The sequence below is a fragment of the uncultured Nisaea sp. genome, assembly GCF_963974195.1.
Taxonomy (GTDB): domain Bacteria; phylum Pseudomonadota; class Alphaproteobacteria; order Thalassobaculales; family Thalassobaculaceae; genus Nisaea.
Window position 1 is genome coordinate 1 of sequence record NZ_CAXBDC010000131.1, and the last position, 10339, is coordinate 10339.

General features: G+C 56.8%; 10 protein-coding genes. 2 read left to right on the top strand and 8 right to left on the bottom strand.

Annotated features, from left to right (window positions below; translation table 11 throughout):
* The first annotated feature begins 206 nt into the window (after window positions 1-206).
* On the top strand, window positions 207-410 hold the full coding sequence (locus tag AAC126_RS19960) for a hypothetical protein (protein WP_339856770.1): 204 nt from the start codon (window positions 207-209) through the stop codon (window positions 408-410).
* A gap of 90 nt (window positions 411-500) precedes the next feature.
* Here the strand turns inward: AAC126_RS19960 and ade are convergent, their stop codons facing one another.
* The 8 genes from ade to AAC126_RS20000 form a co-directional block, all read right to left on the bottom strand.
* On the bottom strand, window positions 501-2309 hold the full coding sequence (ade, locus tag AAC126_RS19965) for an adenine deaminase (RefSeq protein ID WP_339856775.1): 1809 nt from the start codon (window positions 2307-2309) through the stop codon (window positions 501-503).
* Between the two features lie 108 nt (window positions 2310-2417).
* Window positions 2418-2999 carry an exopolysaccharide biosynthesis protein gene (locus AAC126_RS19970; RefSeq protein ID WP_339856777.1) on the bottom strand — a complete coding sequence of 194 codons (582 nt, stop codon included), beginning with the start codon at window positions 2997-2999 and terminating at the stop codon, window positions 2418-2420.
* On the bottom strand, window positions 2989-3519 hold the full coding sequence (locus AAC126_RS19975; protein WP_339856780.1) for an MgtC/SapB family protein: 531 nt from the start codon (window positions 3517-3519) through the stop codon (window positions 2989-2991). Before AAC126_RS19975 ends, AAC126_RS19970 begins: the two co-directional genes overlap by 11 nt.
* Before the next feature lie 186 nt (window positions 3520-3705).
* Entirely contained in the window at window positions 3706-4062 is a 357-nt protein-coding gene (locus AAC126_RS19980) for a hypothetical protein (RefSeq protein WP_339856783.1), read from the bottom strand.
* Window positions 4063-4571: 509 nt separating this feature from the next.
* Window positions 4572-4964 (bottom strand): GtrA family protein, encoded by a 393-nt coding sequence (locus AAC126_RS19985; RefSeq protein WP_339856785.1) that lies wholly within the window; start codon window positions 4962-4964, stop codon window positions 4572-4574.
* 1 nt (window position 4965) lies between these two features.
* Window positions 4966-6276 carry an NAD(P)/FAD-dependent oxidoreductase gene (locus tag AAC126_RS19990; protein WP_339856788.1) on the bottom strand — a complete coding sequence of 437 codons (1311 nt, stop codon included), beginning with the start codon at window positions 6274-6276 and terminating at the stop codon, window positions 4966-4968.
* Window positions 6277-6278: 2 nt separating this feature from the next.
* The gene (locus tag AAC126_RS19995) at window positions 6279-7217 is read right to left on the bottom strand and encodes an NAD-dependent epimerase/dehydratase family protein (protein ID WP_339856791.1); all 939 of its coding nucleotides are present in this window, start codon (window positions 7215-7217) and stop codon (window positions 6279-6281) included.
* A gap of 9 nt (window positions 7218-7226) precedes the next feature.
* Window positions 7227-9134: a hypothetical protein gene (locus AAC126_RS20000; protein WP_339856794.1), complete on the bottom strand. Its 1908-nt coding sequence runs from the start codon at window positions 9132-9134 to the stop codon at window positions 7227-7229.
* 384 nt (window positions 9135-9518) lie between these two features.
* Here AAC126_RS20000 and AAC126_RS20005 point away from each other — a divergent pair.
* Window positions 9519-10339, top strand: an 821-nt coding sequence (locus tag AAC126_RS20005; protein ID WP_339856797.1) for a dihydroxy-acid dehydratase, incomplete at its 3' end; no start/stop codon positions are given.

Here is a 10339-nt window from a genome sequence, read left to right on the forward strand (position 1 = left end):
CCACGGCGGCATCCTGCAGTACGTGCTGCGGAACATCGTCAAGGCGGCGTAACGCGGCTGGGTCGATCTTACGACATCAATTCGAAAGCCCCCGGCAGCGCATGGGGGCTTTCTTGCTATTGGGGGTAATGAAATGATCGCTTGGTACTTGTAAGTGAGAACGTGCCCCTGCTTTAGGGGGGACTCAATTTTGGAGGCGCCGCAATATGGATGATGTTAGATTTCTTCTGGAAGAAGACGGCAAGCCCATCAATTTTTACAGCTCGTTCGATGAAGCAAAAGATGAAGGAAACTCTCGAGTAGGAAATGGTCTGCCGTTGCTGATTACTTCTTTTTCTGCGCCGGCTCCAAGTAGAGGGTGGCGCTATGATCGGGATGTTTCGAACTGGGTGGAAACGCCCCTCCCTTGACCGTCATCCCTATGACAATGGGAACCCAGGGAAGACGAGCGGACTCTACGATCGCTGAGTTCCCGCGTACGCGGGAATGATGGATGTGGGCTAGGGGAGGCGTTTGCCCCTACCCTCGATCAGCTCCGTCAGCTCGAACTTCGTCACGTCGACCAGGCCGAGATCGCTGATCCGCAGTTCCGGTATTACCACCAGCGCCAGCAGGGAGTGCTGCATATAGGCGTTGTTCAGGGTGCAGCCGCACTTCGCCATGGCCTCGACCATGCGCTGTGCCGCCGCCGCGACCTCGATTGCCGGGCGGTCGGACATCAGGCCGGCGATGGGCAGTTCGACCAGCGCGATCTCTTCCCCGTCCTTCCACACCGTAATCCCGCCGCCGACGTCGCCCAGTCGGTTCGCGGCCTGCGCCATCATCTCCCGATCTGTGCCGACGACGATCATGTGGTGGCTGTCATGGGCGACGGTGGAGGCCATGGCCATCCGGCCCGTGTAGCCGAAACCGGAGACAAAGCCGTTCATCACGCCGCCGGTGGCCCGGTGCCGCTCGACCAGCGCGATCTGGCAGACGCCGCCGTCTCCTTCAACCACGCCATCCACGACCGGCAGCTCTGCGGTGAGCGCCTTGGTCGGGGCCTGGTTCTCGACCACGCCGATCACCTTCGCGGTGACCGCGTTCGCGCCTTCGGGGGCAGGGACGGCGAAATCCACTGCGGCCAGTACCTTGCCCAGATGCACCGTCTGCCGGGCAGTGTCCGGCCAGGCGTAATGTGGGCAGTCCACGGTGATCCTGCCATCCATCGCCACGGTTTCCCCGCGCGCGATGACATGCTCGATCGGCAGGCTCACGAGGTCCGAGGTCAGGATCATGTCGGCCCGGCGGCCGGGGGCGATCGAGCCCAGCTCCCGTTCCAGCCCGAAATGGCTGGCGGTATTGATCGTCGCCATCTGCAGCGCCACCAGCGGATCGCAGCCGCAGGCGATGGCATGGCGGACGACGCGGTTCATATGGCCGTCATTCACCAGAGTGCCGGAATGGCAATCGTCGGTGCAGAGGATGAAGTTGCGTGGGTCGAGGCCGCGCTCGGTCACCGCCGTGATCTGGCTTTCGACATCGTACCAGGCCGAGCCCAGCCGCATCATCGAGCGCATGCCGTTGCGCACCCGGGCAAGCGCGTCCGCCTCTTCGGTGCCCTCGTGATCGTCGGCGGGACCGCCCGCCGCATAGGTGCTGAAGGCGATGCCCTTGTCGGGGGAGGCGTAATGCCCGCCGACGGTCTTGCCCGCACGCATGGTCGCCGCGATCTCCGCCAGCATCTGCGCGTCGCCATTGATGACGCCGGGAAAGTTCATCATCTCGCCCAGCCCGATGATCCCAGGCCAGGACATCGCCTCGGCCACGTCCTCGGCGCCGATGGTGAAACCGGTGGTCTCCAGCCCCGGCGCGGAGGGGGCGCAGGAGGGCATCTGGGTGAAGATATTGACCGGCTGCATTAGCGCCTCGTCATGCATCATCCTCACGCCGGCGAGGCCGAGCACGTTGGCGATCTCGTGCGGGTCGGTGAACATGCTTGTGGTGCCGTGCGGAATGACGGCGGCGGCGAACTCGGCCGGCGTCAGCATGCCGGACTCGATATGCATATGCGCGTCGCACAGCCCCGGAATGAGATACCGCCCGCCGCCCTCGATCACCCGCGTGTCCGGGCCGATGCAATGCGAGGCGTCCGGCCCGATCGAGGCGACCCGCCCCTCGGCCACGGCGACCTGCCAGTCCAGCACCTCGCGGCTGTGCACATTGACGAGCCGCACATCGCGGATCACGAGATCGGCGGCCTCGCGCCCGGCGGCGACGGCAACCAGACGCGGCGCGGCCTCGGGCCAGCTCTTCAGCGGAATGGTCATGGGCGTGCCTCCGGAACAGGGGATGGCTCGGGGGAGCCTTGTTCTTATTTATGGTGGCACGGACGTGGATGCAAATCTGTGGGAAGGGGGAGCTGAATAGTCCCTTTATTATCCAGTTATCACCTGAGCAATGAGATAACCCATACCGGAATAGGGCAGCAGGGCCAGAAGGAAAAAGCTCCCGTCGCGCGTCAGCATGGCGATGGTCAGAAGACAGACTGCGGCCGCTGCGATAGAGGAGGAAAAGGGGATGAACTCCAGAAACGGCATGGCTGTACCGGTCAGCAGGCTGAGTAGCGAGGCGATCCAGATGAACGGACGGTGAAACAGGAAAGCCCATCTCTCTCGGGTGTGCGTGTCGAGCCACCGAACCACAGGCACTATACGCTCAAGCGCCCCGCGCAGTTTTTCGCCATCAATCGACATTGCCTTCAGACGGCCGGGAAGGTACAATTTGCGGAAGCCCGCAATGTGCTCGAACGACAACAGGGCGATCGTCAGTCCGCAGACAATTGAAACACCCGGAATGCCCGAGAGCGGTGTCACGGTGATCAAGGCGGGCACAAGGATCAGCGGAAGAACGCCACGATCACCGACGGCCTCAACGATCTCCTCGACAGACATCGGCCCGTCCTTGGCCGACAGCCGGACGCGGTCCACGGCTTCTGACAGCCGCCCGTCATCGGCCATGGCCGCTTTCCTCTGCCTTCCTGTCATCCAGGGGAGCCTTCTGGTAGGTCCCTGCTTTCTGCTCGCCGAGCCGGATCACCGTAATGACGCAAAGTGCCATCACTGTCGTGAAGGCGGCCAATGCCCACTCGCCGATACCGCATGCAAGCCCCACCGCGGCACAGAGCCACATGCTTGCGCCGGTCGTCAGGCCACGCACAGTCCCCTTGGTGAAAACCACTAGTCCCGCGGCCAGAAATGCCACGCCCTCGGTGACGGCTTCGACAACGCGAATAGGGTCCGTGGTGACGTGGTCGCCGAGCGTTTCGGACTGCCCCAGGAGCGTAAGCATGATAAGCGCATAGACGCATGCTGCGAGACTGATGAGCATATGCGTGCGGAGACCGGCCGGACGGCGGCCAATTTCCCGCTCGAAACCGATTATTCCCGCGAATATCAAGGCGCCCAACGGCCGCACCAGCAGTTTGACATAGTCAAGTTGCGGCATGCCGAAGATTTCTTGTGACAATGCCTCGAGCATTTGAGGTTCCCTTACGGGTCAGGAAGTGTATTCAGCGCCTGCACCAGTTCGGCCCGAAGGTGGCGCGGGATGCCGCGCGGGGCAGCTTCGGGCCCGGACGAAGGACGCGGACCACAGAACAGAGATGGCCCCGTCATGGACGGAAATTCGATCCGCAGATCCTGAATTCCATCATCTGATGCAGCATCACGCCAGTTCGCGCAGGATGAAAAGCACCGCCACGAGGAGAATCCCGGCCGAAACCAGCCCTATCGCTGCGTTCTGGCTGAACCACCGGGCATCTGCCTTTGCTGATGGCTGTTCCGGATGCATCGGATCTTCGCGTTCGGTCTCGGTCTGGCTGTCGATAGCGGCTTTTTCCCAAGTCGGGCGCACACCCGCCACGCCCGCGCCGAGCGGAGCCGTCGCAGGATCAGGGGGAACCGCCTTGTCGATGGCCGCACCCCGGTCGGATTGATCGTGCAATTTCGCTGCATCCTGCGTCGCGTGAGCCTCTGGCTTCGCATGCAGGTTTCGCGAGATATCGTGTGCTGGATTTTTCATGATAATCCCCTTTCTTCACCATGGAAAAACGGACAGGGGCAGGAAAAGTTCCAGATCCGGCGGCGCTTTTACGGCCCCAATCGAAGTGGGGCGAGGACGGTGGGATTATGGCCGCTCTGATAGGGGATGCGGCCCGGATGACCCTTCTGTTGCCCGGAGAGTCACTACCGGCGGTGTGGCGAAGATGGTAACGCGGGAAGAGAGCCTGCTCGCTAGTACTGGGTGGCCGAGCGGGCGCAGGAGGGCATCTGGGTGAAAATGTTGACTGTCTGCATCAGCGCCTCGTCATACATCATCCGGACTCTTCAGCGTGGCCCGGCTCTTGAGCGCAGGATCGGACATGGGCGCGTCTCGGGAAAATGGAATGGCTCGGTGGAGCCTTGTTCTTATTTATGGTGGCGCGGGCGTGGATGCAAATCTGTGAGAAGGGGCAGAAAAATTAAGGCGGTTAAGCAGAAGTCTCGACGTCGCGCGGCTGGAGACCCGCATATGTACAGGTATCAGCAATGTCACTGGAAGGTCAGGAACTTATGCCCCAGATAGCTGGTCACCACCGGCACGGAAACACCAATCAGATGTGCCAGAGCTTCGGCATGCTCACCGGCGATACCGAACGGGGGCAGAAGCCAGCGAGCCAGTACTAGACTAATGATGAGTGTCTGAAGCACGGCGACCGCATTTACCGTAACAAATTTGACGATCTGCAAGGCAAGCCGGCCGTTATTTGCCTTGAAGACATGACGACGCATCAGAATGAAGGCGACAAGCATCCCCACCAAATAGGCAAAGAAAACAGAGAGGGCATAACTCAGAAACAGGCTGAATATGAAGCGTGATCCGAAATTGGCTCCGGCGGCCACGCCTCCAGCGATGAGAAATCTCAGGAACTCGTTTGTCAGCATATCATTCTGATGCTCGGGCTGTGCCGTTCTCTATGGCCATCTTTGCCATTGCCCGGCCAAAACCGGTGCTTTCCGATATACCCCGGTCTTCCGGGTAATAGTAGGAGGTGTCAGCTACCCACAGGCCTTGAACCGGTAAAGCGACAGAAGGAAGGTTGTCGAGATGACCGGGCTCGCAGACTGGCTGCGCATAGCGGTAACGGCTAGCATACAGATCAATGAAATCGTCATCGTTGAGGGCAGGGTTGATCTTCTTCAGATAGCGCCTGACCTTTTCCAGAAAAGTCTCGTCTGGCTCAGCAAACAATGGATGTTCGCCGGGTAGATAGAACGGTACATAGACCACATGATGGTCCAGCGGGCGCAGGTTCGTGTATTCCACCAACCCCGGAATATCCATTTCCGGATCATTTGTGTTCAACCAGAAATTTTCGGTGACTGCTTTCCTGAGTTTCGCAATGACGCAAACCACGGCAATATTTTTGAGTGCTTTGAACTTGTCCAGGATGTCGGCCGGCAGATCTGGTATGATTCTCGGCACAAATGGCAACGGAATGGTGCTGATGACTTTTTCGAAAGGTTCGACTTTACCGCCGGTTTGCACTCCTACGACTTTCCGGTCAGAGATGATGACCTTTTCGACTGGTGTTTCGAGGCGGATCTCTCCACCTTTCGACTCGATCGCGGCCTTCATGGCCGTTAGGAACGTGCCGGAGCCACCTTCCAGATACCCCAGTTTTTCCCGGAACAAATTGTACCGAGATCGTCCGATGCGCCGGATGCGGCTCCATATCCAGGCTGCAGAGAGACTGCCTGAATATTCATAGAATTTGTATTCAAACAGTCTGCGCCATAATATTTCGTATGCTTCAGCGCCAACCCAACGCTTGATCCAGCCCGTGGCCTCGACTGTGTCCAGCGGGCGCCAGTCGGTGCGCTTGGTGGCAAGAAAGGCATGCAAGCCGTACCGGAACTTTCCCAAGAAGCTGAGGCCCTGAAACTTGAGCAGGGCTATTGGGGTGCCCCAGGTCTGCAGGCGCTCCTGATACCAATATCCCATTTTGGTTTCTGTCCAGCGCATTCGGTCGGCGATTCCCAGTTCATCGAGCGCCTGCAGGAAATCCTCATCCGATGTGCAGTGAAAATGATAGTAACGTTCGATATCAAGTCCGTTGAAATCGAAGGTTGCGGTCATTCCGCCAATGCGGTCGTCTGCCTCGAAAAGCACCGGTTGGTGCCCGTCCAGCGTCAGTTGGTAAGCGACGGCCAAGCCCATTGGACCCGCCCCCAGGACTGCTATGCGCTGTTTCATATTCAAAACTCTAATACCACCTGACTGTAGCGGGGATCGTTAAATGTCTCGTAAACAGCATCCTTGAAAGGTGTTGAACTGACCCCGAAAATACCGGGCCAGTCGATTACCTCGAACTCATCTTTGGCGCTCAGTGCAGCCAACTGCTGTGTCGTGAAGGGAGGGTTTTTATCAAATAATCCCCAGACCCATAGCAGCGCGTAGAACAATGTATATGGTATGCGCAATATAAGGGTGCGGGCATGGATAGCCCGTTTGATCTCGCGGATAATGTCTATGTAATCCACCTGCTCATGCCCTGATATATTATAGACGCCATGCGCGATATGGTTCTCGATACTGCTAATGATGATGTTGCAGAAATCGCCGACATAAAGTGGTTGGCGCATGTAACGGCCGTGTCCGGGGATAGGGAAGACGGGCACTTTTTTCATGAAGCGCGACAGCCAGCCCAGATGTTTGCGGTCAAACCAGCCGAACATCAAGGTCGGTCGGAGTATCACGCAGGGAATACCGCTCTCCAGTACCACGGATTCCTGTTCTTTTTTGGTATTGGTATAAAAATCGTCTGCGACAGATTCGACGACGGAAGAGCTGATGTGAATAAGGTGAGGAACGTCATTCTTTTTTATGGCGTCGAGTATCAGTTTTGTAGAGTCCACATTATTACGTGTAAATTCCTGATAATCGTTGCCGCCGATTTGAGCCTGAAGCATGACAACCACATCGGCATCAGAAAAATGTCTTAGCCAGGCCCCTGTTTTTGCAAGGTCTGCATATTCGACAGTGATATCGGGTTGTACTTCTTTTAATGTTTTAATATTGGCCTCGTGTTTATCAAGAACGGTGATGTTTCGATAGCCGTTTTCCATCAGGCGTGCGACCAGGTTTTGTCCGACAAGACCAGCCCCGCCGGGAAGAACTATTTTATTTTCTTTCATGTATCCCCACTATTGAACACGGAGCGATTTCCTGATGCCGCACGAAACGTATGTACTTCCCGTCTTTTGAACGATCCCGATTTCATATTGGCCGGAAGGCAGATCGACCTGCGCAATACGGGAGAAACCGACATCGGTATCAGTGTCGATGCCAAGATACAGATTGGCGTCAATACGGGGCACTTTTAGCGCCTGCAGGTAGAGGAGGGAGTTAGGCTCTTTGCCGGAGATCTTCACGAAGACATCATCCGGCGCCAGGGGTTTTTCACCCTTTGTGGCCGTCCAGCCTGCAAAAGTCATGACCTTGTGCCCGTCGCGCTCCCCGATTTCGGCTCTGTCGATGCTCCCTTCACACTGCGCTGACTCCAGAAGCGGGTGGTCGACCTGCTTTTCCGGGGTGGCGATCAAGCAGCCGTGCGTCTCGCCGACTTTCCATGATCGGCCTGTCTTCGCCCAGCTTATGAGTTCGGGAACATTGGGATGGTCTTTGCAGGATACGATTGCCCCGAGGTGGCCTTCTTCGACAAATTTTTCAGGATTAGACAGGACCTGATCGTAATTTCTGAGCCATTTTGGCGCGGTGAAGGACTTTCTCTTGGAGATATAGCTGAAAGTCGAACTCCAGCCATTGCCGTATGCAACAAATTGCATTCCGGTAGGGAGTTCTCTGTTCAATAAATCACCGATGGCCAGATCCCGGTTTTCCTTGGTGATTTCTTTTGTGATGTTCGGCAGATACCTCGATGAAAACACAATATAATTAGAGGTCATGATGAGTATCATCATGAAAACGGCTGCTGCTTTCCCGAAAGCCGGCAAGATCATGGAACCAAGAGCCACCGCAAGCCCATATGCGAGGAAGATCACCGTGGCACTCTGATAATAATCGTGAACGATATGCAGATTGGTGAATAGAAACACCGGTGCGAAGCCGAGGACGATGGTGCTGAGAACGATAAGCCTGATCCGGCGTTCAGTGCGCAGAAGAAAGGGAGCAAAAATCAGAAACAGTCCGAGCGCCCCGCCCATATTGGTCGACAGTATTCTTTCCCAGATCACATCGAACCAAAGGGCTGGAGAAACCCTTTGTAGAGGTTTCCCCCAGTTCCATTGACTGAGCTCCGCGGATGTCAATTGTGCACCCAGCGGGTTCTCAAGCTTGAGCTGGTCCGTAAAGACGATCCAGGCAAAGCCTATCGACACGGGAATTACAAAAATAACCCCGGTAATAATCAGGTCTTTGTTGAGCAGAAAATCGCGTACGGTTTTGGAATTTTTCAGTTTCGGTAAGGTGAATGAAAGCGCCAGAAATACAAAAACCGGAAGGATGGTCGTGGATTTTTGCAAGAAGGCGAAGCTCGAGAAAAGAATGAACAGGACGATGGTCCCGCAAGAGCGTTTTCCCATGAAGTAATCGATAAAATATTTTGTTCCGGCGATCGTAAAGAACAGAGCCGGTGTCTCGATCATGAAGCTCCTACCCCAATACAGGTAGAGGGGCATTGAAAAGAGAATGGCCACAAAAAACGCAAAAACATTATCAGGCAACTTCAGCTGTCTGGTGATCGAACAAACGGGGAAAAGGCACATAACCAGAAAGACATAACTTATTGCCCGACCGGAAAAATCCAGTGAAATTTCAAAGAGATGCGAGAGGCCGGCGACGATTATCTGATAGATCGGGAATTCGAAGGGAATGGCCCAGGGAATGCCTCCCACCGGTGTCTCATAAGCCCATTTGAAGCCCTGTTCCGTGAACCAGTAAGCCGTGAGGGCTGTTTGGGTCTGCCGGAAAGCATGTATGTCGAGTGGCGGCTGGCTCGCATATCCGAAAGCAAGATAGGCTGAGTATGCGACGGCGAGGAAAGAGAGTGCTTCCAGAGTGCCGAAATTGAATCTGGTAGTTATCTTTTGCATTGGATACTCGGTTACCAAATATGAAAATTTATTATGATGGAGCTTTGCCGCAATTAACGCTCATCCCGCTGGTTTGGTAAATTTCGCATCACTTGTCGAGAGCCAAGGCCAGTACTGGGGCTGTTTTTTTATAGTTGCCGTTTTTTGCGATCCTTGTTGCTTTGTTACCATCGGAAAACCGGATGGCGCATAAACCGAGTGGCTAATTTTTCTTTAAATACTGAAATGTTAGAGAGTTTATTCTCATTATAACCTCTGAGCTGTATACCTGCCATCCGCCCCCTTTCCCTCGCCCCCCCGCATGTCCTAATATCCGCTCCAAACAGCCCGGCGGCGTCAAACCGCCGTCCGAGTGATATGCGCCCACCCTGAGGAAATGCTCCCGTGAAGAATTCAAAGACCGTCCTTATCGACCGCCATCCGGGCCGTTCGGCCCAGACCATCGGGCTTGCCAATGCGCTCGGCACCGATCCGGAGCTGATCCACGAGCCGTCCGTCGGCGTGGTCGGCACTAAGGGGGACAGCCAGTGCTATCTCGGCGTGGCGGAGAAGGTGGAGGCTATCCACGAGGCGCTGAAGGGCCGGATCGGCCGGGAGGCGGGCAAGCTGCCGTTCCGTCTGGTGCAGCCGGAATTCACCATCGCCACCTCGGACGGGGTGCGCAACGGCACGCCGGAAATGCGCTATTCGCTGATCGGCCGCGAAGTCACCAACGATGCGCTGTGCGAGCATCTGGAAGCAACCGGCCTCGCCGGCACCATCGCCGTGGTCGCCTGCGACAAGCCGCCGGTCGGCACCCTGGCGGCGCTGCTGGAGCATAACCAGCCGTCCATCATCATGTCGGACGGGCCGATCCGCCCGGGCACGGACCCGGCGACGGGGGACACGCTGGATATCGTCTCGGCCTACCAGGTCGCGGGCAGCCCGGATGCCGAATTGCGGCACCGGATTTCCTGCAATGCCTGCCCCGGTTTCGGCAGCTGCGGTGGCATGTTTACCTACAACACGATGCAGACCTTCATTGGCGTCGTCGGCATGCAGCCGCTGCACATGGTGGCCCCGGCCTCGGACGATCCGCGCCGCCTGAATGATTTTCCGGCCGAGCTGGTGCAGCTTCTCGCCGACATGATGAAGAACGATCTGAAGCCGCGCGATATCGTGGTCCGGGACAGTCTGCGGAACGCCATGATCGTCGCCATGGCCAT